15 protein-coding genes are annotated in these 22,330 nt (G+C 39.5%); 3 read left to right on the top strand and 12 right to left on the bottom strand.

Annotation, left to right across the window (positions count from 1 at the left end; all coding sequences use genetic code 11):
• Positions 1–105: 105 nt before the first annotated feature.
• The 4 genes from CUU59_RS08345 to CUU59_RS00265 form a co-directional block, all read right to left on the bottom strand.
• On the bottom strand, positions 106–492 hold the full coding sequence (locus CUU59_RS08345) for an IS3 family transposase (protein ID WP_099950053.1): 387 nt from the start codon (positions 490–492) through the stop codon (positions 106–108).
• A gap of 365 nt (positions 493–857) precedes the next feature.
• Positions 858–2,027 carry an amidohydrolase gene (locus CUU59_RS00275; protein WP_099950052.1) on the bottom strand — a complete coding sequence of 390 codons (1,170 nt, stop codon included), beginning with the start codon at positions 2,025–2,027 and terminating at the stop codon, positions 858–860.
• Between the two features lie 1,248 nt (positions 2,028–3,275).
• Positions 3,276–3,863, bottom strand: a complete 588-nt coding sequence (gene ahpC / locus CUU59_RS00270) for an alkyl hydroperoxide reductase subunit C (protein ID WP_075574171.1) — start codon at positions 3,861–3,863, stop codon at positions 3,276–3,278.
• A gap of 64 nt (positions 3,864–3,927) precedes the next feature.
• Positions 3,928–5,421 carry a helicase HerA-like domain-containing protein gene (locus tag CUU59_RS00265; RefSeq protein ID WP_099950051.1) on the bottom strand — a complete coding sequence of 498 codons (1,494 nt, stop codon included), beginning with the start codon at positions 5,419–5,421 and terminating at the stop codon, positions 3,928–3,930.
• An 81-nt stretch (positions 5,422–5,502) separates the two neighbouring features.
• Between CUU59_RS00265 and CUU59_RS00260 the strand changes: the two genes are divergently transcribed.
• The gene (locus tag CUU59_RS00260; RefSeq protein WP_099950050.1) at positions 5,503–6,489 is read left to right on the top strand and encodes an MsnO8 family LLM class oxidoreductase; all 987 of its coding nucleotides are present in this window, start codon (positions 5,503–5,505) and stop codon (positions 6,487–6,489) included.
• Positions 6,490–6,569: 80 nt separating this feature from the next.
• Here CUU59_RS00260 and CUU59_RS00255 read toward each other — a convergent pair whose 3' ends face one another.
• The 5 genes from CUU59_RS00255 to CUU59_RS00235 form a co-directional block, all read right to left on the bottom strand.
• Positions 6,570–6,782: a DUF2922 domain-containing protein gene (locus CUU59_RS00255; protein ID WP_099950049.1), complete on the bottom strand. Its 213-nt coding sequence runs from the start codon at positions 6,780–6,782 to the stop codon at positions 6,570–6,572.
• Positions 6,783–6,797: 15 nt separating this feature from the next.
• The gene (locus CUU59_RS00250; RefSeq protein WP_099950048.1) at positions 6,798–6,995 is read right to left on the bottom strand and encodes a hypothetical protein; all 198 of its coding nucleotides are present in this window, start codon (positions 6,993–6,995) and stop codon (positions 6,798–6,800) included.
• Position 6,996: 1 nt separating this feature from the next.
• Entirely contained in the window at positions 6,997–7,191 is a 195-nt protein-coding gene (locus CUU59_RS00245; RefSeq protein WP_099950047.1) for a DUF1659 domain-containing protein, read from the bottom strand.
• A 222-nt stretch (positions 7,192–7,413) separates the two neighbouring features.
• A complete protein-coding gene (locus CUU59_RS00240) occupies positions 7,414–8,397 on the bottom strand; it encodes a nucleotidyl transferase AbiEii/AbiGii toxin family protein (protein WP_099950046.1) in 984 nt (327 codons plus the stop codon).
• Positions 8,390–9,001 carry a DUF6088 family protein gene (locus CUU59_RS00235; protein ID WP_099950045.1) on the bottom strand — a complete coding sequence of 204 codons (612 nt, stop codon included), beginning with the start codon at positions 8,999–9,001 and terminating at the stop codon, positions 8,390–8,392. The genes CUU59_RS00240 and CUU59_RS00235 overlap by 8 nt, the downstream gene beginning before the upstream one ends.
• 256 nt (positions 9,002–9,257) lie before the next feature.
• On the opposite strand from CUU59_RS00235, the gene CUU59_RS00230 reads away from it, so the two are divergent.
• Positions 9,258–10,100: a sigma-70 family RNA polymerase sigma factor gene (locus tag CUU59_RS00230; RefSeq protein ID WP_099950044.1), complete on the top strand. Its 843-nt coding sequence runs from the start codon at positions 9,258–9,260 to the stop codon at positions 10,098–10,100.
• A gap of 298 nt (positions 10,101–10,398) precedes the next feature.
• On the opposite strand, the gene CUU59_RS00225 is transcribed toward CUU59_RS00230, so the two are convergent.
• Complete coding sequence (locus tag CUU59_RS00225; RefSeq protein WP_099950043.1) at positions 10,399–11,223, bottom strand: hypothetical protein; 825 nt, start codon at positions 11,221–11,223, stop codon at positions 10,399–10,401.
• A gap of 177 nt (positions 11,224–11,400) precedes the next feature.
• Positions 11,401–14,805 (bottom strand): S-layer homology domain-containing protein, encoded by a 3,405-nt coding sequence (locus CUU59_RS00220; protein ID WP_099950042.1) that lies wholly within the window; start codon positions 14,803–14,805, stop codon positions 11,401–11,403.
• 1,161 nt (positions 14,806–15,966) lie between these two features.
• Here CUU59_RS00220 and CUU59_RS00215 point away from each other — a divergent pair.
• Positions 15,967–16,647: a transposase gene (locus CUU59_RS00215; protein ID WP_099950041.1), complete on the top strand. Its 681-nt coding sequence runs from the start codon at positions 15,967–15,969 to the stop codon at positions 16,645–16,647.
• A 982-nt stretch (positions 16,648–17,629) separates the two neighbouring features.
• Here CUU59_RS00215 and CUU59_RS00210 read toward each other — a convergent pair.
• Positions 17,630–21,676 carry an AAA domain-containing protein gene (locus tag CUU59_RS00210; protein WP_099950040.1) on the bottom strand — a complete coding sequence of 1,349 codons (4,047 nt, stop codon included), beginning with the start codon at positions 21,674–21,676 and terminating at the stop codon, positions 17,630–17,632.
• Between the last annotated feature and the right edge of the window lie 654 nt (positions 21,677–22,330).

The raw sequence follows: 22,330 nt of genomic DNA, 5'->3' as shown, positions 1-22,330 counted from the left end.
ATAAAGAGATTTTCTATTATTAATCTCATCGAAATTTCCTGTAGAGGCGATCCTTTTGAACTGCCCCTTGTCAAGTAGACACAACAATTAATTAAAAACATATCTTTAAACTGCATACTCTCTGTACTCCAACGGAGCCATGCAGTTTAATCTTTTTTGAAACCTCTCGTTGTTGTAAAATTCAATATAATTAATAATTCTGTCTTTTAATTCTTCTAAAGAATTAAACTCTTTACCATAAAACATCTCTGTCTTTAATATACCAAAAAACCCTTCCATTGGTCCATTATCTATACATTTACCTACCCTTGACATACTATGCTTCATCCCTTGACCTTCTTCTCCTTTTTCTTTGTATTTTACATACCATGAGGCGACAGTTGTATCTCCTGCATTTATTTCCTTGGCTATTTCTCTAAATGATTTGTTTCCTTTTTCATATTCTCTACATGCTTGTATTTTTGTTTCTAAGTCAAATTTAATTTTCCCCATTTTTTCTCCTTTTATGGGTTTTTAATTAATTAGACTGTCTACTTTGCATGTATCATACCACCTTTATGGTCGCCAAGAAATTTCGAATAGGCGAAGGTGATTGGCCAGCGTTGACTCACGCAACCTCTTGTTCACGAAGAAAAAATATGGTCACCATAAAGGTGACCACTACAACGCTTCGCGTATTTTTTTATTTTTTCACGAGAATGTCACGAAATTAACAACAGGTAATATCACAAATTTGTGAGGAAAAACGGATGAAATTCACGCTGTACAGAAATTTTGCGAATGAGGTGGGCTAATTGCCCTCCGCAGTGAGCAAACATTTCGAAACAAGTGAAGGTCGCCGTTTTAACCACAAATTTTTAGAAACCAAATTTTGTGTCAGTCCTCTTGTCGTACACAACTTCTCCATTGATAATCGTATACATCGCCTCACATTCAATATCCCTGACTGGATTTTGACTCCATATAACCAAATCTGCGTCCTTGCCTTTTTCAATTGAGCCGACGCGGTTATCGATTTGTGTTATCTTGGCTGCGTTAATGGTAATGGCCTTTAGGGCTTCCATTTCTGGTAGGCCAGATTTTACGGCAAGGCCTGCGCAAATTGGCAGTTGTGCTGTTGGTATAACCGAGTTATCTGTCATAATTGCCACGGTCATGCCTGCCTTGTAAAGGGCAGCTGGCGTTTCAAAGGACCTATTCTTGAGTTCGTACTTGGATGCACCCGATAAGTTTGGTCCACAAATTGCAGGATAACCTTCCTTGGCGAGCTCATCTGCAATCAAGTGGCCTTCGGTGCAGTGCTCCAAACTCAAATCCAAATTAAATTCCTTGGCAAGCCTTATGGCTGAGAAAATATCATCTGACCTGTGGGCATGGGCCTTGACTTGGAGTTCTCCCTTCAACACTGGGATCAAAGCCTCATACTGCATATTGTAATCGACCTTTTCGCCAGCTTCTTTTTTATTCATATAGTCCATGGCCTTGTAGAGAGTGTCCCGCATAAGGGCGATAATTCCCATCCGAGTCATTGGCATCTTGCCACTCTTCCCATAAAAACGCTTTGGATTTTCACCAAAGGCAATCTTCATGGCCACAGGATTTTTCACAACCATATTGTCGACCCTGTCCCCATAAGTTTTTAGAGCTACAAAAGTTCCGCCAATGCAGTTGGCAGATCCCGGACCAGTAACCACAGTTGTGATCCCCCCTTGGCGAGCTTGAAGGAAGCCCTTGTCGCAAGGATAAACCCCGTCAATCCCCCTCATCTCAGGAGTAACAGGATTTGTCCCCTCGTTAAAATCGGCCCCCTCGTAGCCAATCCCCTCTTCGTCCAGACCAATGTGAGTGTGACCGTCCACCAAACCCGGTGTCACCATATGTCCACCAGCGTCAATGACCTCCGCCCCATCAGGAATGTCCACATTCGCCCCGACCTCAGCAAACTTGCCATCCTCAATCAGGATCACACCATTCTCAATCACGTCTCCAACCATTGTATAAATCTTCGCATTCTTAATCGCTAACATAAAAAACTCCTTTCATTTTTATCTAAGTATCTAATTTAATTATAACAAGACAAATATGTTTAATCAAGAAATGAGTGTAAATGGAGAACAGTTTGTTTAAAATATTAAACATATGATATAATATAAAGGCTCTCTCCAAGAAAGGAGAAACACAGCATGAAGTTGATAGACATGCTTACAATCCTCATCAGATTTGTAAGCCTAATAATCGAGTTAGTGCAATTAGTAATATCCTTTTTTAAAAAGGATTAATTCCTAAAATCTAGGAGTAATAATGCAACATTTTGATTTATGTTAATTTTGGCCTCATCAACCAAAAAATATTGGAGAGAGTAAAATTAGGATGTTGCATTATATCCTTTTTCATGATAAAATAATCTTAAGGGATGTTACGAGATATGTTTCTCTGAAGTTCACGATCTTAAAAATCGTATCAATCGGCGTGATGAACCGATTTAACCAATTAAAATTTTTAGGAGGTCTAAAAGAGTCCAGCATATTTTTGCTGGACTCTTTTAGTTTATAAGTGATTTTTTTAAATTGTTATAAGCAATCAGGAAAAAAATTTTTAATCAGTTTTGTCCGAAATTCTCCTCAGACTATAGTACTCACTCAGAAAAAATTCGGTCCACATAAAGTGGACCCTACACGCTTCGCTGGATTTTTTCTTCGTGAACAACAGGTTGCGTGAGTCGCTGCATACCAATCGAGCGTCGTTTGCACTCGCTCTGTTGGGCAGGGCTTCAGTTTGAAAAAGTCGAACCAAAAAAGAGCCTTGCAAGCAAAGCTCTTAATCTTTCTCTAACTTAAAATCTCATAAATTTAGCTGGGCCGTAAGATTCACCAATCGTTCAAAAATTTTTTTGGCCGAAATAAATCGGCCGCTACAGAAAAATTTTTGAACTCTCGGGAATCTCTGACACGAGACCTGCTAGCCAATCGGTCAATTTCTTGGCGACCATTTCAGGATCGCCGCTACGGGAAATTGACCTCTTGGGCTAGGGCTTCGAAATTCAATGATAAACACGAAGTGCAGAATTTTTGTGAATGAGGTGTACAGATAGTAGTCTGCAGTAAGTAGAAAAAAGAGCCCCACAAAAATGTAGAACTCTTTATCTTTCTCTACTATGGATTTAGTAGATAAATTAGATGAGATTCGAAGTGAAACAATTTTTTTAGGACGCAGGTGTACTCAAGTGTACTCCGAGGACTAAAAAAATTTTTCACGAGAATGTCGCTAATTTAGCACTAAATTTTACCGACTAGGTCGATTCCTGGGGTAAGAGTGTCATCCCCCGGTGCCCATTTTGCAGGACATACTTTGTCGCCGTGTTCAAAGACGAATTGGCTGGCTTCAACTTTTCTGAGTAAGCTGAGTGCGTCACGGCCGATTCCCATGTCGTGGATTTCATAAGCTGAAATCTTTAGGTCTGGGTTGATGATGAAGGTTCCTCTTAGGTTTTGTCCTTCTTCTGGTACATAAACTCCAAACATATCGCCGAGTTGTCTGGTTCTGTCACTTAGCATTGTGAAGTTTACCTTGCCGATTGCCTTACTTTCGTCGTGCCATGCCTTGTGTACGAATTCTGAGTCAGTTGAGATTGAGTATACATCGCAACCGATCTTTTGGAATTTTTCGTAGTTTTCAGCTAGGTCTTCTAGTTCTGTTGGGCATACGAATGTGAAGTCTCCTGGGTAGAAGAAAAATACACTCCATTTTCCTCTGAGGTCTTCTTTTTCTACGTCGATAAATTTGCCCTTGCTGTCATAGGCTGTTACTTTAAAGTCGCCAATTTCTTGTCCGATCATGTTTTCAATAAATAAATCTGTTAGCATAGTTCCTCCTTTATACTTTTCGTTTACAATCTACATATACCCTTTTGTCTTTTTTTTAAACATTCTAGCGCTTTTTGCCCCCGAAAATTCCGCCAAGGATTCCCCGCATAATTCGATTGCCAAGGGTTCTTGACATGGAATATATGGTTTGGTTGGCCATCTTGCCCATGGCTTTTTCCAGTTCAGATTTGTTTCTGCGCTTTTGTCTTTCGGCCCGTGACTCGTCTTGGTCCCGTCTAATGTCTTCCTTGCGTTTTTCTTCGGCTAGGGCCTTGGCCTCTGCTTCCTCTTGGATTTTTGTAAGTTTTTCTTCCAAGATTTCAAAGGCTGATTCCCTGTCGATCATCTTACGATATTTTTTATCCATGGCTCCCGGTATCAGGGCACGCACGCTGTCGTCATCAATTGCATCGAAGGTCGATTTGGGTGGAGCCATCAAAGTTTTTTCTGTAATATTGGGCAGGCCATCTGCATCCAAGGTCGACACAAGGGCCTCGCCTGATTGGAGATTGGTCAGGGTTTCCGCCGTATCAAAGTTCGGATTATCCCTAAAGTTTTGGGCGGTTTCCTTGATCATCTTCCGATCCTTTGGTGTAAAGGCCCTGAGAGCGTGTTGGAATTTGTTGCCAAGTTGGGCCAAAATTTCGTCTGGTATATCGTCTGGCCTTTGGGTTACGAAGAATACTGAAACGCCTTTTGAGCGAATGAGTCTGATGACCTGTGCCAATTTATCTGTCAATAACTTTGATCCGTATTGGAATAAGAGATGGGCTTCGTCAAAGAAAAATATTATCTTTGGATATTCTTGGTCACCCACTTCTGGCAAGCGTTCGTAGAGTTCGCTAAGGAGCCAAACCATAAAGGCCGTATAGAGTCTTGGTTTTTGGTGGAGGATTTTGGCGTTTAAAATATTGATTAAGCCCTTGCCACCTTCCTCTCTAAATAAGTCGTCGATTTCAAAGGCCGGCTCGCCAAAGAAATGTTCTGCCCCGTCGTTTTCCAAGAGCAAAAGGGCCCTCTGTATTGCCCCAATGCTGGCTGTGGAAATATTTCCATAGGTGTTAGTATATTCCTTGCGATTTTCTGAAATATAATTAAGCATAGCCCTGAGGTCTTTTAAATCCAAAATAGGCATGCCCTCATCATCGGCGACTTTAAAGGCAATATTTAAAATACCCTCTTGGACTTCGTTTAAGTCCAAAAGATTTGCAAGCAAAAGCGGTCCCATTTCGCTGATGGTCGTCCGCATGGGATGGCCCAAATCGCCAAAGACATCCCAAACTTCTATATCGTAAGCGGCTGGACTGTAGTCCAGACCAATTTTATTAACTCTATCTTTCACATTGTCGTTCATCTCATTTGGCACGCTCAAGGAGAACAAGTCGCCCTTAACGTCCGGCAAAAATACAGGGATGCCCAAATCGCTGGCGTCCTCTGCTATAACCTTTAGAGTCGTCGTCTTGCCCGTACCGGTCGCCCCGGCTATGAGCCCGTGCCTATTTAACATCTCTGTCTTTAAGTAAACAGGATTTTCACCTTTTCCAACTAAAATATCCATATTTCACCTCTCTTATTTAATACCCAAGACCATAATTATTAACTCACTGTAATGGGTAAATGTAAGTTGAAAGGAGTTATTATGACAAAAGTTTCAATTTTAAATTTAATACCAAAGTTCAAAGACGAAAGTCAAATTGCAGCCATAGACAGAGCAGTCGCCCTGGCAAAATTTGCTGACGACCAAGATTTTTCCCGCTACTGGCTGGCCGAACACCACAACAGCCCCGGAGTTTTGGGCGCTGCCACAGATTTAATGATAAATCATGTTTTAAATCAAACAGAGAGAATTACAGTTGGGGCTGGCGGAGTAATGCTCCCAAATCACACGCCCTTTCAAGTTGTCGAAAGATATGCCACCCTTGATATCCTCCACCCTGGACGCGTGGACATAGGAATTGGCCGGGCACCGGGCACAGATATGGAGACGGCAAGGTTAATTTACAGAAATATATATAAAGCAGAAGATTTTAAAAAAGCCATCCAAGAAATGCAAATGTATATGTCCGACGAGGCTTGGGACTTAGATGTCGCCCCACATCCTGGCGCTGGATCAAAAATTCCTATAACAATCCTTGGATCATCGGAAACATCTGCCCACATAGCAGCAGAGCTCGGCCTCCCATATTCCTTTGCCGGCCACTTTGCGCCAAATACCATCGGCTATGCTCTGGGCATTTACAGAAATGAATTTAGGCCTTCAAAATATCTGGACAAACCCTATGTAATCTTGGGCACTTCTGTTAACATTGCAAAAAACAAAGACCAGGCTGAAGCTTTGAAGAAGCACGCTCAAAATATTTCCCTGCAATTCTTGAGAAAGGAGCGCAAAGAATTTATGAAGCTGGACCCAGACAATGAGCCTGAGCTCACTTCCATGGAAAAATTTGTCCTCCGCACTTCCAAGGGCCTATCCATCGAAGGCGACATAGACGAAGCCGCCAAGACTTGGAAGCGAATCAAAGAAGAGTACAAGCCAGACGAAGTCATCGGCGCCTCATATATACCAGAAACTGACGTCCTCATAGACAATTACAAGTACTTTGAAGACATAATTTTAAACGGATAAGAATTATAATTTAAATTTAAAAACGAAAAGAGGCCATACATTTGTATGACCTCTTTTTTATTTTTCTCAGCACCCTAGACTTACACGAGTTTTTGGGTTTCGATTGTGATTAGATTTGCTTCTAATAAGCTTTTGGCTGGGCTGCCCTTATACTCAATGGTATTTGACTCGACGATTTTTGCAGTTGCCTGCTTGATTTCCTCGCCTGTTAGCCCTTCTTTGAATTCTGATAGAGAGATTGAAAAGCTTTGTTTTTCAGCATTTTCAAACTTTAATTGCAATCTTTTGTTCATATTTACCTCCTTATATTATTTTATCATAGACAGGATATACTTAACTATATCCCGCAAATTTATCTTAAAGACCTGGCCAGCGACCGGCTCCAAGTTCAAAGTACCGTCGCCAATGGCGGCTTCCGTTATAGCCTGGAGGGCCGGAGACAGGTCGTCTACATCTAACTTAATTTCTTTGAGTCCACCCTTGCCGGTAGCCAAGATTATAATCATCTTAAGCACCAAACTTGTAGACTTCGGTTACAACCTTGTGGACCTCTGGCATATCTAGGCCAATAAGGCTATGAAAACCATCAGCCATCATCAGGATATTTTCCCTAGTAGCCGTGTCAGCCACATTGTTGATTGTCTTGGAAGACAAATATTCCTTGCCATCCCTTTCCTTTTTAAGTTTTAATACAACTTTCATTCTTTCTCCTCCTTAGAATTATATTTTTGCAAGGCCTTTTTAACCCCTTGCATATATAGATATCCTGAGCGAGGAAAAATTACGGAAAAATCGAAAAATATTTTTTAAAAATTTATTCACAATAAAAGAGCAAAATAAAAACTGGTCGAATTCGACCAGTTTAAAACATTTCTCTCTGTGTTTTTGTCACGGATACTGTATCATATCCGTGACAATTCCCATCTATCTATTCATTTCTTCCTCCAAATCTTGAAGAACTCTAATAATCTCCTCAAAACTTGGATAGTTTCCATAAATCATTTCCGCCATAGCCTTATAGTCTTTTTCAATTTCTTTAAAGCGTTCTTGTCTTGGAAGCAATTTCAATTTGCCACTTAAAGCTTCTTCGTACCTTGCCCATTTTCTTGGATAAAATTTCATTTTAAAATCAATTACTCTTTTTAATAAATCTCTATCTTTTAAAGCCTTATCTTTAAAATCTGAATTTGCTATTTTATATAAGTCATAGAAGTGTCTTGCATACCTGTGCGGCATAGAAGAGTCCATAGGTCTGTTTGCTTCGTGGTGTAGAATTGTCGCTTTTTCCCAAAAAGTTCTCTCCGCTGACACTGTTCTTATACTTGTTTTTTCTTTAAATACATTTGGATAAGCCTCTCCAATTATTGGCAAAATTTCAACATCAATTGCTGGAGTCCATGCTGCAAGGCTGCCTATTTCAAGTCTAATACTCTGTGTTAAATAGTTAGAATCAAATATTTTTGGATACCTACATAAAATAGTTTGAGGATCAAATGTATCAATTGAAAATTCAAGCTCAAAACTTTCAAGATCTCTATCTAAAACTGGTAAAAGTTTATCCCTTAAAAATATTTCTGTCTTTTCATTAACTGCTTTGTTAAATTTATCTTGCTTGGTATTTGATCTTTCTATCCATGGTTCTTTTTCTTCATATCCTAATACTCGCCAATCTAATATCAAATCTATATCTTCAGAAAATCTTTCTATAAGTCCAAAACATTTGGAAAGAGATGTGCCACCCTTGAAAGTTAAATAATCTTTCCATTTGTTTTCATTAAATAGATAGTCTAAGATAAAAGTAACCCAATAGTCTTTTTCAATAACTGCCTCAGATACATTTTTCTTTCTTGCAGTATTTACTATTAAAATCCTTAGATCTTCTTTGTTTTCTACATAAAACTTATTCATCTTTATCCTCGCAAATTTCCCTTATCACTTCATATATCCATGATGGAACTGATTTTGATTCATTCATTAAATCCAATTTTTCTTTTTCAGTTAAGTTTTCTCTTATTTTTTGGATAATTTGGTCATTAATACTTTCTTTTCCTAAAGACTTAATTGCCTGAATTACAGTCGCTGTCTTCAGAGACATATTAGCAATCTCTCCTGGATTTACTTTTTTAAATTCTAAAACCGTATCCCCAATTTTATATTCCTTATATCTTCCACTAGATATATATTTATAGTGAGTTGGTACTTGTGTTGAAAGTCCTAATAAATTTAAGGCTGTACTATTATATGGTGCAATATTCCAATTGTATTTTCTTGCAATTGCTAAGGCCAGTTCGTGGATTGATACTGCTTCGAACTCCCCAATTAATTCACTGTAACTTGGATTATAATAAAAGCCATCAATGACACGCTTAATTTTATCTTCATCTGCTAATCTTTTTAATATCTGTCTAACCGTAGCATTAGATGCAATATCTAAAAAGTCATTTGCAAAAAATACTTTATGTGAGTCAAAACTATTTATTTTATCTGATATTATTTCCATATATGAACTCATTACAACCCTCCTTTGTCACGAATATTGTATCATATCCGTGACAATATTTCAATTATTTTTTAAAGGCTCGTCCGCATTCGCGAACGAGTGGCGACCATTTCAGGATCGCCGTTACGCCACATCCATGTTTGGGGATTGAGGAAATTCTATTTACATATAAGAATTTTGTGTTATAATATATGTAGTTTGACTTCGTGATACGAAACCGGAAATCGCGTGCGGGGTCAGGCGAAAATAATGTATACGAGGTGAAAAAATGAACGAAGGAAATGAAAAAAGAAATAAAAACATTGAAAATATAAATGATGAGAACAATGGGAACGATGAACGTAATATAAACCTCGATTGCCCGGCTTCGAGCCTAGGCAATCGAGATGTCCACGATATAGATGGAAAAAATAATAGGAACGATTTAATCGAAGATTTCGTGGTAGCGTCCGATTTATTTCGGACAAAAAATCTTCGCGTTGACAATGAACGTGAATATGAAAATAAAATGGAAAATAAAAATAATAACACGGGGGTGGATGATTATATGAAAAAAATTGAAAAAATTATTGAGGATTATAGGCCGCTGATCTTGGCGTCGATAACAAGGTATTGCAATTTGCCGGGATTTTTTGACGACCTATACCAAGACGGGGTTGTCGAGGTGATCGAGGCCATGAAGGAATACGATCCTGCCAAGGGCACAATCGGAGGATATTTAAAGACCAGGCTCAAACTCTTTTATATAAACAAATACAAACGCCTGATCAGACGAGAAACAGACGACATAGATAAGATCAAAGCAAAGGACCAACCATCGGTCATGGCAATCGCCGCCCACGAAAATAAAATGCTGGTCGCCAGACTCCTCTCAACCCTGGACCCAGACGAAAGAACCGTAATTGAATTAACATTTTTAATGGACATGCGGGCATCTGAGGTTAGCAAAATAATGGGCATCAGCAAAAGGAAGGTGTATTACTTGAAGGAAACAGGAATGAGGAAGTTGCAAAAAATGTCTACACGGGAAAATTTGTCTATGAGAGATATTGTAAATGATGAAGACGTGTATAAGGGAGGGGGTAAGAAAACGAATAAGAATGTGGAATAAGACATAATGAAAAGAGGGCGTGAGCCCTCTTTTTGCGTGCAATTAATCTTTTGGGCACGGCTTTTCGGGCTACATAAAGTAGCCCCTACATACGTGCTGAAATATATACATATTATAATTATATTCATCCATATTTTATTATTGTTATTGTATAATTGAAAATTCTCCAATCCCACAAGGGGAGTTCGTTATTTCCCGATCCACAATGTATAATTGAAAGACAATTTGCACAATCTGCTACCCTATGACAACATATATACAAAAAAGACCCCGAAGGGTCTGTTTTTATTATTCTACCTCACTCATATTTAGAATAAATTTCCTCAGTAGATTTACCGTATCTTTTAATCCAAAACTCTTTATACTCACAAGAAATTAAGCCGATTAATGTTGCTGCAACAAATGGAAAAAGAAGAATTTTCCAAATGTTTTCGTCTATTTTAATTTTATTCATAAAGTTAGGATCTGCAAGATTTCCTATTGCAGAATCATTAAATACAATTGAGCCTCTTAAATTACCTGTAAACTCAAGTCCCAAAGTTACAAAAGCTGAAATTATCCCATTACCAATTTTAGCAACTTCTAAATCATCTAGAGTACTTAAATATGACCATAGTGGAACCATAATAACAACTGCAAAATAATATGAAAATTTAATTTTCTCTGTAAAAATAAATAAAATAGAAAAAATACAAAAGCTGCCTATAAAAAAAGTTGATGTACCTCGAAAAGTAAACTTGAATACACTATCAAAAATATATTTTAAATCTGATATAGTAAATGAGATAATATTAAAAAAGAACGCTACAAATAATAAGCTTAAAGTAAATCTAAACCAAAAACCAAAGTTTATTTTAGGTTGAGCTAAAAACAATATAGCTAAGATTATGATAGCCAATCCACTAAAGCCGTATATCTTATTAATATAACATTTATTACAGCTCTCTTCGTATATTTTATTTCTAAATTTTTCTTGTTGTTTAAAAATTCGTCCAACATTATATTTGCTTTTTATTTTTTCATGTTTTTCTACAAATTTCACAGCAAAACTTTTAAAGAACTTTTTAAATTTTCGCCATTTTTCCTTAAAGAACTCTTGTACATTAAACTTTAAATTTCTCATAAATTTATATCCTCCTATTATTTACTCAGTTATATTCCTTTAGCATATTATAACATAAGTATATGTTTTGTCAAGTTTGAGGAAAGTTAGGGGAATGATCTATGAGGAGTGAGGTATTTTATGTATCAAAAAAGACCCCAGAGGGTCTTTTTTGGTGTAATAAGAACTAAGTCTTAATTATTTTGCTGCTTTAGCTGCAGCTTCGTATTCAGCAATTTTAACTTGGATGTTTTTAATTTCAACATCAACTTCTGCTTTCTTAGCTGTTTCTTCTGAAGCATTTGCTACTGTGAAATCTTTGCCTTTTAGAGCTGTAATAGCGTTATTAACATCGTCAATTTTAGCATCTACAGCTGGTTTAGCATTAACTTCGTCTGTGTAGTTATTCATTACACGTGCGAATTCGTTAGCAATTCTTCTAGCTTCTGAATCTCTGTAAGAATCTACTCTCTTTTGAGCTGCTGTTGTCTTATCAGCTTCAATGCTATTTTCATAAGCAACAATTTTACCGTTTACCCAGTTTCTGTAATTTGTGTCATTAGCACCTTTTACAATATTTGGTATTGCTGCGTATGCATCATAAGTTTTTAGTAGATTTTTAGCTTCTTCATATTCTTCAGCTGTTGTGATCTTGTGTTTATCATCACCTGTCTTATTATCCATTCTATCATTAAATGCTTTTAATGCTTTAAATGCTTTGTCATAATCAGCTTGGAATTTAACTTCAGGTACTGTGTCTTCAAGAGCATCAAGAGCTTTCTTTTCAGCTTCTGTTACTAGAAGTTTCTTAGCAGCTTCTGATAAATCTTCGTATGCTTTTAATGCAGCTTTAATATCAGTAGCTGATTTTGTTGTTGATGCTGTAGCTAGAGCTGCCTTGAATAGATTGTAATCAACATAGTCTGTTGGTACGAGTTCTGGTGCTGGAACTGCGCCTGGTTTTGTGTATACGATAAGGTCAGCGTATCCGCCTCTTACATATACCCATGCGTAGTCAAGTCTTGAGTCACCAAATTCTTTAGTGTTAACATCTGTCTTGAATGCAGAGTGTCCTTCAAGTTTGATTGAGTAAGCTCTTCTGTCTTCAACTTTTCCTTCAGCTGTTGCTGTGATGATAGCATCAAATCTTGCAGCCTTTGGATCTGAGTCTTTAACTCTTCTGAATTCTACATATTCACCAATTAGTCCACGATTTCTCATGTTAACTGCGCTACCTGGTGCAATCTTGAATTCTTCGAACATACCACGTGATACTTCGATTTCAACAACATTTGAGTAGTTGTCAATTCTTGCAATTCTACCAATTTCTGGTTTTTCTAGGTCAGCTTGAGGTCCTTTGTAGTTTGTGAAGATAATTGCCTTAGCAAAGTCATCTCTAGCATCATTGTATCTGCCCCATGTTGCAACATCAATCTTATCTAAGAAATCTGCGTATTCTTTTTCTGTAAGAACAGCTGCCATTAGGTCAGTGTTGCCAGCGTTGTATTTCTTAACATCAGCTAGTGTAACCTTTGAAATTACATAGTCTCTCTTACCTGTTCTTGGGTCAATATTGATTACGAATACATCTGTTTCATCTGTGTATCTGTAGTCTTTGCTACCAACTCTTACGAAGTCTCTTCTTGCATCGATAAATGCTGCATATGCCCACTTATGACCATCAAAGTTATAATCTTCAGTGTCTTTATCATAACCATAAGCGAATCCATCGATCATAGCAACTTTCTTAGCGTTTCCGTCTTTGTCAGCTGCTGTGTAAACTAGGTCAAGTCTGTTGAATTTATCAAATCTCCATGTTTGAGTTGCATTCCAACCATAACGATAGTAGTTTGAATCCCAGCTGTCTGTTAATCTGAATTTAACTTCTTCTGGTGCGTTTGGTAGGTAAAATTCCATACCTTTAGCTGAGATAACTTTGTCAACTAGAGCTAGTCTATCTGTGAATTTTTCGTGTGATGTGATTAATTGGATATCTCCAAATACGTCTAGTAATACTTTAACATCTGCGCCAACCATGCCATCGATTTGTGCACGTGAATCTAATCTTCTGAAGTGGTTATCATCGTATGCGTATACTGATTGGAATGGGATATCAGAGAATTTCTTTGAGTTTAGATAGAATGCATCTGATGCATCTTCTGCAACTTTAAGAACTGCAAATTCACCGTATTTGTCAATGTATGTCTTAACTAGGTTTGTATCAAGTTTTGCGTCTTGTCTAACAAGTGTTAGGCCGTCCATCCAGTGAATTGTGTCATCAGCTTTGATGTCAGATTTTGAAATTAATCTGAAACCATCTTTTTCTGTGTAACCAATAATTCTTGGAGCTGGTGTCATTCTTTCTACTGCAGCGTCTCTAGCGTCGTTCCAGTAGTAAACATCGTTTCCATCTCTTTCAACTTTTTGAACTGGAGCGATGTCTGTGTAGTTATAAGCATCTACGAATAGAACCATGCCGTCTCTAACTGTAATTCTAGCAAAGTTAGCATTGATAACTTCAGCATCTAGTTTCTTAGCAAAGTCTAGGTAGTTGTAGTTTTCAGCTCTTCTGTCATTTGTTACATAAGTTCTGTAAACTCTGTCGTCTCTTTCTGTTCCTCTGTATCTGTAATCTTCAGTGTAGTATCTTTCGTCGAAACGAACGTTGAATTTCTTACCAGCGATTGCAAATGTCTTAGCATCTGCAGATGCTTCAAAGCCACCCCAGTAGTATTCATAGTTTGTGTTATCAACAACAACTTTAACTAGTTTGCCGTTTTGATCAACTGTGAAGTTAGCAACTTTACCCATTAGGTTTTCTGTGTCAGCTAGGCCATTTTCAACTTTAACGTTTTCAATGTCAAATACCATTTGTTGGCCAATCTTAGCAACGCCTCTTTCGTCTACGTTGTTAGCCATTTGAACAACTGATAGAACTTCAGCTTTAATTTGGTTTTTACCAAGTTGTGCAACTCTGTTGTTTTCAAGAACGATCATTTTGTAAACATTGTATTTACCAAAGTCTTCTCTTGATAGAGCGTTGTAAAGCATCATGAATACGTTTCTACGTACAGCGTTCTTTGTGTATTCGCCAGCGATTTCTTCTGTGCCTTTGAATAGTCCAAGTTCAGTTGCCTTTGCGATGTATGATGTTGGGTATACCATACCATCTTTTTCTTCGCCTAGGTATCTAACAAGGGTTGTAGCAATTTCAGCGTAGGAAATTGATCTTCCTGGCATGAATTCGTTTGATGGGTTACCCTTCATCCATAGGTTGTCGTGTGCAACTGTTGCATATCCGTTAGCCCAGTGAGCAGCATTCATGTCTGCAAACTTGCTTGGAAGTGTAGCAACTGATTTAGCAACTGCATCCTTTCCGTCTGCTCTAACAAGAATTGCTGCGAATGATGCGCGGTCAATGTCTTTGTCGAGCATTAAATCTCCTGACTTATCACCTTCAATGATGTTTTGTTCTTTTAAGAATTCAATGAATTCTTCATCTTTTGCAATGTTTTCAGCTGTAACTTCTTCTTCAGCGAAAACTGGAGCAAAGATTGACAAAACCATTAATAGTGAAAGTACTATTGATAATGTTTTTCTCATAGTCTTTAGACCTCCTAATAATTTTGGTATACGAATATCGTATCCTTGCATTTATTATATCAATCATCAGAATTAAAAATCAAGTGTTTTGAGCCAATGTAATGTAAACGTAATATTAGCGTAACATTAGGAAACATAAACACGGGGTTTAAATCCGTAGATTGATCTTGGATATATAATAGCACACATATATTACAGAGCAATTACAGGGGGGTTAAGGGAATATTATATATGCACACGGCCAGATCAAGCACACATATATAGGAAAGAAAGAATCGAATCGGCAGAATATATGTAACAATGGCATTCATATTATGTATCGCTCTGCGGTTGTAGAGTCCGATTTATTTCGGACATACCGGAGCCGATTACGGGTTCATCCCGTATGAGATTTCGGCGTTGTATGGCAGACGGTTTGTTGTGTAACAATGTTTGTAACAATGGTATTCAGATTGTAGATCGCCCTGCGGTTGTAGAGTACGATTTATTTCGGACATATCGGAGCCGATTACGGGTTCATCCCGTATGAGGTTTCGGCGTTGTATGGCAGGTGGTTTGTTATGTAACAATGTTTGTAACAATGGTATTCATTATGTCGTGGCGTATCGCGTGTAGAGTCCGATTTATTTCGGACATACCGAGGCCGATGCCGGGTTCATCCCGGTTGAGGTTTCGGCGTTGTATGGCAGGTGGTTTGTTATGTAACAATGTTTATAACAATGACGTTCATTATGTCGTGGCGTATCGCGTGTATATATAATAAAATGTATTTAACGTCCAGAATACAAAAACATTGATCCGTATATGTCTTCGACCGCGGGACATCGAGTCCACGCGGCCGAAATGTCCAAAATAAATTGGACGCTACCTACGTTCTAATCAATTTTTGTATTTTTATTTTCTATGTGCATAATACATATTTTTCATAGAATATTTTCGGGCATGCAAATTATTTATATAAATGGTATTCATTCTAATGTCGCTCTGCGGTTTTGGGTGTAATTGGTTTTGTCCGAAATAAATCGGACGCTACAAATAACCAATTACACGCCCCGGGGCCGATTACGGGTTTATCCCGTATGAGGGTTCGGCGTTGTATGTATCATTAATATTGATTATTAAAATTTATTATGATAATATTAAATCAAAAGGAGGCGGGCAATGTTTATTAGAAAAGATAGGCGGCTCGATTATTTCAATTATAATGCGTTGGGCCCATATTTTATTACAATTTGTACATATAATCGGCAAAAATTGTTTGGCAAGATTCAAGATAATAAATTTATTTATTATTCTGAGGATTTAAAAATTTTATTTGATAATACATATAAGGCAATCGAAAATGAATTTAAGGGCATACAATTTAACGTTCATTGCACAATGCCCGATCACGTGCATTTTATTGTTTTGAATGAAACAAGCGGCAAAATCGATTTAGGCGAGATCATCAAGTGTTTTAAGATTTTGATTTTAAAGGGTTACCAGGATTTGGTTTACAAGGGCAAGGCCCAAAAATACAGGGGCCGTCTGTGGCAAAAGAATTTTTACGACCATATAATAAGAAACGAGAGAGAATTTGACGATTGTTACGAATATATTGTCAACAATCCCATGGCCGCATCATTTAAGGTTTTATTAGCCAAATGGAATAGAGAATCCGAAGAACAAAAACGTCGTTTAAAGGCAAGGCAAGAAGCCGAAGACGCCACAGACATTGAGTTAGCAACGAAAAGATTGAAGGGATTGAAGAGTGAGGATTTAATTTCACAAGAAGAGTTTGAAAAGATGCACGGTATAAAATTTGATGATATTGAGCCGTTGGATGATGACGAATTTGAATAAATAAATTAAGCACGGGGAGCCGTGCTTGATCTCTTCCTATATATAAGAGAGCCCGAAAATCTTGACAGCGTCGAGCTACACCGCCAAGTGGCGACCATTTCAGGATCGCCGTTACAAGCACCATATCCATAGCGAGAAAAGAGAATATATATTTATATGTCAAAAATTTCCATTTTTATTTTAAAGCGAGACTTTCAGGAATTTTGGGGCGGGACTTTTCGGGCTACATAAAGTAGCCCCTACATACGTTCTTATGCGTTTCCATAGGAAAAATGTGTTCAGCTATTATAAATTTTCGTATGATATTTCTGGGCGTGCAATTTATTAATATAAATGGTCTTCATTTAATAATGGCGTATCGCGTGTAGGGTCCATCTTGCAGCCACGCCCAAGAGACAAGCCTTGAAAAGGCGAAGACGATTGGCTAGCGTTGACTCACGCAACCTCTTGTTCAATCGTTAGACCGAAGGGAAAAACGATTGAGGACAAGAGTCTGAGGAGAATGTGGACCGAAAAATGCTGATCGCACCTTGTGTGCGTGAGGCATTTTTAAATTCTCCTACGGATATTTATATAGCGCGGTACCGTCCACTTGCAGCCCTGCCCAAGAGAGCGAGTGACAACGATGCTCGATTGGTATGCAGTGACTCACGCAACCTGTTGTTCAATCGTTGGACCGAAGGGAAAAACGATTGAGTACAACAGTCTGAGGAAAATTGTGGACACCTCGCACACGGAGACTCGATGTCCCGTGGGCGAGAAAAACCTAATATCCCACGCTCATATATATATTCACGTATCGACCGGAGGGCGATCAAAAATTCGATGGTCCCTCGTGGGCCTGAGAATTTTTAAATTTAATATAAAAAGAATTCATCCAATCCCCCATCCATATAAATCCCCATATCCAATCCATTATCCATACATATAAAAAATCCGCCCCATGAGGCGGATTTTCATTTGATCGATTATAATCGATCTCTTATCTTCTATTGTTTATATTTTCTACCAACTCATCTATGGCGGTTTTGGGGTCATAGATGTATTTGCTTTCGCGGATGTGGGCGAGTTTCCAGCCTACTCTTTCGAGGGTGAGGGTGGTTTCGAGTTCGGTATTTAATTTGTCGCGGTCGGGTTTCATGCTGGCTGAATGGGCCATGACGGCGACTTTTGGTTCTTTGACCACGAGTGGCAGTGGGTATTTGCCGGCTGAGTGGTTGGTTTGAATTTCGAAACCTGCCCGTTCGAGTTCGGCTTTGATTTCTTCTTCAAAGGTTGTGAGCGTGTGGTTTTTGTGGTAGTTTTCGTGGGCTTCTTCAAAGTATTCGATGGTGAATTGTCTGAGGTCACCCGTTTTTAAATCTTTTTGTTTGAGGGACGTGACTAGAATTTCTTGGTCGCGGGCCCGTGAGAAGGCTACGTTGTAGCGTTTTTTGTTGAGGTCTTCTCCTCCTTCGCTCATGAGGCGGAGGGGTTTGTCCTGTGGGCTGTCGACCATGGATAAGAGGATTATATCCCTTTCGTCTCCTTGGAAGTCGACGGGTGTGCCTGCCATGAGTTTGCGGTTGTCGTAGTCGATGATGTCGATTTGTTCGATCATCATGTCGTCTATGAGTTTGGCTTGGGAGTCACCAAGGAGTGATATCACGCCGATTGTCTTGCCGTCGTAGGCAGGGTCGGCCAATATTTCTTTGATGAGCTCCAAGATTTTGTCGGCTTCAACTTGGTTGGTATCTCCTTCGCGAACGCCGTCGACGTGGACCAGTTTGAGGGCTGGTTTAATTGTGGTGTCGTTGGTGTCACGCAGGGGCAAGATTTTTCCGTCGTAGGAGAGTTTGTTTGAGTATTCGATAATCTCTGGGACTGACCTGAATTGTTCCTTGAGTAAAAATGACGGGAAGGACGCTTTTAAAATATCATAAAGGGATGTGGTCAGGTCCATGAGGTGGTAGTTGGGAAAGTCCTCGGAAAGTGAGGCTGCCCTTAGGTTTTTCACACGGTCTAGGCCGATGTTGGTGTAGAGGGGTGTGGTTTGTTTGTCGTCGCCGATGGCAATTATCTTTGGCGAGGTGTAGACGATTGGCAGGGACAAGATGTCGGCCTGGCTGGCTTCGTCTACGATCGTGAGGTCAAAGTATTGTTTGAGGGCGACGTTATCTATGCAGTCGTCAATAGTCATGATCCAGCAGGGTACATAGCCTTGGGCTTCGCGGAGCAAATCGTCGGCCTTGGCTTTGAGCTCCTTGGCGTCGCGGCCTGTGCCCTTGCCGATTTTTTTGTAAGTGAGTTCAAGGCCTTTTAATGTTTGCCTGATCTCTGGGTTTTCGTCCATGCGTTTTAGGAAGTGGTACCATGAAAGCGTGCGCGCGTATTCGCGGTTGTTTTCGATAATGGATTTTCTGTACCAAGACAGCATCTTCCGCATTTTTTCGTAGGGGTTTTTGATGATCTTGGAAACTTCTTCGTCCAAGATTTTAACCTTCCAAGCGGTTTCGATGTGGTCGGGCACTTCCCTTTCCCCGTGGATGCCAAATCGTCTGTCCAAAAATTCTTTCCAGGATGGAGCAATGTCCAAACGTTTTAAAAGCTGTTGGCGTTTTTTGGCGATGGCGATACGACGACTCATGGCATCGTACTCGGCATAGTCTTCGGAGTATTGGATGAGTTTTTTATTTAATGTGTCGTTTTTTAATGCATTTATGATTTCAATCTCATCAGTTGAGGACAAAAGTTCTGCGTTTGTCGCCAGCTTGTGCCTTTGAGTCAAGACTTCCTTATTATATAGGTTCATGAGCTTTAAGAGATTGTAAATGTCGGTTGACAGGTAGGCGAGGATTTCGCTGGATGGGTTTTCGCTAACTGGGCCCAGCTTGTTTATAATCTTGGCCGGTAAAATTTCTGTCAGCCTGTGGTGGACTCTCATGTATAGGTCTTTGAATGCATAGAGCTCTTCGAGTTTTTGGAAGATGAAGTCTTTGTTTTTAAAATAATCATCGAAGGGCTCGCCTTCTTTGGAGGCAATCAATTCGTCGTAAACGCTTTTTAATTCGTCGATCAAAACGTCATAGTTCATGAGGACTATGGCATCGGACACGTCTTTTTTGCTGCGGATGGGTTCACCGTTTATCTTGAACTCTTCCATAACGAGCTTGCGGTTTTTCTTAAATAGCATATCAAAAGTACCAGGCTTGTCCTTCTTGGAATAAATTTCCTCCAGGATTCCCAGCTCTTCGATTATGTCGGCTCTGGCGATCTTTGGATAGTCGATTGCTTTGCCCGTCAGGGTTTCGATGTTGGCGGCTCTGAAGCGGTCAACTTCCATTGACAGGCGGCTGAGCTCCTTGTATTGTTTGTTGTCAATTATATTTAGGCCGGCCCTGATTGCGTTTTGCTGCCATTCGGGCAAGTCTATATAGGATTTCAAGGCTTCAAGATCGGTGTAGAGTTCATCGTAATCGCCGTAGGTCGTTAGCGTTTCGCCCATGACTTTTACTCCATCGTCCGTGAGTTCTGTGCCAGCAGGTGCCAGGGGCTTGTACTTGAGGGATTCAAATTCCAAGCGGTCCAGATTTGCAAGGACTTCTTCAAATTGACTAGGCGTCAAAAGTTCATTGATGTCCGGCAGATTTTTATCAAGGGCCTTTTCCTCTTCAAAGGAGACTTCCTTGTTGGAATTGTAAAGGTAGTCGAGTTCGTCCTTATCGAATGGAAACTTGGTATTTTTGATTGAGCCGGGAATTAGGCTCATGTATTCGTAATTATCCACGACGAATTTGGCGGCCTCGATTGGCGTGAGCTTTTCGTCGTCATAGTAGATTGGCAGGCCCTCTGTCTCCAAGATGTTTAGGATGGTGGACTTGGTCTCCTCCATGCGAGAGAGGATGTCGGCCCTTTCGCCTGCAAGCTTCTTGGCCTTGGCTTCCATCTCAAGGGTGGTGTGGTTGGAGATAAATTCATTTATATAATAGAGGGTCTCGTTGATGTCGTCGTTGGAATCCATGATCCTGGATACGACAAGACCGTTAAAGGCAGGATCGATCATATTTTTTAGAACGCGGAGGGCTTTTTTCTTTTTGGATAAGACCAAAATGCGTTTGCCCTCAGCCAGATAATGGCCGATTATATTGGCGACCGTGTGGGTCTTGCCCGATCCCGGTGGCCCGTCAACGAGTGTAACCGTGTTGGCGTAAGACGATTTAAGTATGTTTAGCTGCTCAGAGTTGTACTCCTTGGTGAAGAGACCAAAGTCAAGGGGCTTGGTCTCATCTTCGTGGATGACAGCGTCTCCTGAAATCTGCGAGATGATCGGCGACTTGCGGTCGGCCTCGTAAAAGGCTATGGCCCGATCAAAGGTCGTGGTCGCAGCAGAAGTTTTGGGCGCCAAAATAATAACATTCCTATCGATTAGAGTAACTGGAGTCAGCTTGTAGTCGGCTGTGTAGTCCTCAACCACTTGGCCCTCGGCGTGAAGGCGCTTGGCAATGCCCCGCATAAAGGCGGACGACTCCTTGGAGGAAATTGGATTGTAATAATTTTGCCTGAGCTCGTCAGAAATCCGCTTTAGCTCCATGGGGTTGACATTTGAAATCTTGGATAGGAGTTTGACATTTAAGTCGGAAGCGACATTTGAATTCCTAAGCTCGATGATTTGCTTCTTTGGATCCATTGAAATATTAATCCGCTTGGTAAAGACCGGGTAATTGATATCGGACTCAGAAGATGAAGTGAGAATCGCATTTGCAATATAGAGGTCCAAGTCCTCGCTCTCGTTTTGAATAATGTAAAAGAGTTTTAAAAATTTGAGGTAGAGGTCTTGGATCCGGCGGTCCTCAGCGGATTTTGAAGAGAAGGGACGCTTGATACGCAAAATAAATTCGTCCTCAGGGCCACCAGTGGCAATGTAGGTCGAATTTTTGGGTAGGTCGTCCAAGTACATATAAAAATCCAATTCGTCCAAATTGGAAATGGTCTTGTCCTTCTCGTATGAAAGTTGTCTTAAGAATCGTAAAAGTGAAATCGTCTTGTCCATAATAACTCCAATCAAAAATGTTTTGTAGGTATATTATAGCATAAGGGGGAGGAGATGGGCAAGCGAGAGAGAATTTCGTGTTAAATTTGCGACATTCTTGGGAAATTTAATCGGTTTGGCCGAAATAAATCGGCCGCTACATGACCGATTAAATTTTCCCTTCGAATCTCATCAAATTTTCCTACGAAATATGTATGTAAAATGAATATACGGAGGAGAATTACAATAAAAAATGCCTCATGCCCACNCTACCTACGTTCTTAATAGTTTTTATATTTTTAATAACATAGAGCAAATGAATTTGATTTTCAATTCGCTCTTCTTATATCCCTCTCTGAATTTGCGAGGAAAAATTGATGAATTTTTGTAGCTTGAGACTACCTACGTTCTTAATAGTTTTTATATTTTTAATAACATAGAGCAAATGAATTTGATTTTCAATTCGCTCTTCTTATATCCCTCTCTGAATTTGCGAGGAAAAATTGATGAATTTTTGTAGCTTGAGACTTTTTGACGAATGAGACGTACTATAGTGTACGTCGTCTCCTCAGACTGTTGTACTCACTCAGAAAAAATTCGGTCCATATAAAGTGGACCCTACACGCTTCGCTGGATTTTTTCTTCGTGAACAACAGGTTGCGTGAGTCGCTGCAT

It is taken from the genome of Ezakiella peruensis, assembly GCF_900215725.1.
In the GTDB taxonomy this organism is placed as follows: domain Bacteria; phylum Bacillota; class Clostridia; order Tissierellales; family Peptoniphilaceae; genus Ezakiella; species Ezakiella peruensis.
Note: the sequence above shows the minus strand (reverse complement) of the source record. Positions and strands in the feature narration are given on the sequence as shown.

What these genes read in the sequence shown, in the direction of transcription:
- CUU59_RS00215 (WP_099950041.1), top strand. Translation starts at nt 15,967, where the DNA reads ATGTTTATTAGAAAAGATAGGCGGCTCGATTATTTCAATTATAATGCG.
- CUU59_RS00220 (WP_099950042.1), bottom strand. Translation starts at nt 14,805, where the DNA reads ATGAGAAAAACATTATCAATAGTACTTTCACTATTAATGGTTTTGTCA.
- CUU59_RS00225 (WP_099950043.1), bottom strand. Translation starts at nt 11,223, where the DNA reads ATGAGAAATTTAAAGTTTAATGTACAAGAGTTCTTTAAGGAAAAATGG.
- CUU59_RS00240 (WP_099950046.1), bottom strand. Translation starts at nt 8,397, where the DNA reads ATGAATAAGTTTTATGTAGAAAACAAAGAAGATCTAAGGATTTTAATA.
- CUU59_RS00230 (WP_099950044.1), top strand. Translation starts at nt 9,258, where the DNA reads ATGAACGAAGGAAATGAAAAAAGAAATAAAAACATTGAAAATATAAAT.
- CUU59_RS08345 (WP_099950053.1), bottom strand. Translation starts at nt 492, where the DNA reads ATGGGGAAAATTAAATTTGACTTAGAAACAAAAATACAAGCATGTAGA.
- ahpC (WP_075574171.1), bottom strand. Translation starts at nt 3,863, where the DNA reads ATGCTAACAGATTTATTTATTGAAAACATGATCGGACAAGAAATTGGC.
- CUU59_RS00275 (WP_099950052.1), bottom strand. Translation starts at nt 2,027, where the DNA reads ATGTTAGCGATTAAGAATGCGAAGATTTATACAATGGTTGGAGACGTG.
- CUU59_RS00210 (WP_099950040.1), bottom strand. Translation starts at nt 21,676, where the DNA reads ATGGACAAGACGATTTCACTTTTACGATTCTTAAGACAACTTTCATAC.
- CUU59_RS00265 (WP_099950051.1), bottom strand. Translation starts at nt 5,421, where the DNA reads ATGGATATTTTAGTTGGAAAAGGTGAAAATCCTGTTTACTTAAAGACA.
- CUU59_RS00255 (WP_099950049.1), bottom strand. Translation starts at nt 6,782, where the DNA reads ATGAACAAAAGATTGCAATTAAAGTTTGAAAATGCTGAAAAACAAAGC.
- CUU59_RS00235 (WP_099950045.1), bottom strand. Translation starts at nt 9,001, where the DNA reads ATGAGTTCATATATGGAAATAATATCAGATAAAATAAATAGTTTTGAC.
- CUU59_RS00245 (WP_099950047.1), bottom strand. Translation starts at nt 7,191, where the DNA reads ATGAAAGTTGTATTAAAACTTAAAAAGGAAAGGGATGGCAAGGAATAT.
- CUU59_RS00250 (WP_099950048.1), bottom strand. Translation starts at nt 6,995, where the DNA reads ATGATTATAATCTTGGCTACCGGCAAGGGTGGACTCAAAGAAATTAAG.
- CUU59_RS00260 (WP_099950050.1), top strand. Translation starts at nt 5,503, where the DNA reads ATGACAAAAGTTTCAATTTTAAATTTAATACCAAAGTTCAAAGACGAA.